The sequence below is a fragment of the Pseudomonas sp. FSL R10-0056 genome (genome assembly GCF_009600105.1).
Classification (GTDB): domain Bacteria; phylum Pseudomonadota; class Gammaproteobacteria; order Pseudomonadales; family Pseudomonadaceae; genus Aquipseudomonas; species Aquipseudomonas bubulae.
Genome location: NZ_WIWL01000124.1, coordinates 1 through 298, shown reverse-complemented (window position 1 = coordinate 298; position 298 = coordinate 1). Strand labels below are relative to the sequence as shown.

Genomic DNA, 298 nt, shown 5'->3' with positions numbered 1-298 from the left:
GATGACGGGATCGAACCGCCGACCCTCTGCTTGTAAGGCAGATGCTCTCCCAGCTGAGCTAATCACCCTTGTACTTCACTTTCGTTGCGGGGCGCATTCTCTCACACTATTCGCGTAAGTGGTTGTTTTATTTGAATTTTTTATCAATCAACGAAAACATGCATACACAAAAAAGCCTGCACAAGGCAGGCTTTTTGTTGATCACAAGCGTTCAAGGGGCTTGTGTTCAGAATATGGCGCAGCGGACGGGACTCGAACCCGCGACCCCCGGCGTGACAGGCCGGTATTCTAACCGACT

At 50.7% G+C, this 298-nt stretch carries 1 protein-coding gene; it reads left to right on the top strand.

Features of this window, described 5'->3' with window-relative positions; translation table 11 throughout:
- Positions 1-68: 68 nt before the first annotated feature.
- The coding region (locus GHO42_RS25855) for a hypothetical protein (protein WP_218575999.1) at positions 69-298 on the top strand (230 nt) is incomplete at its 3' end.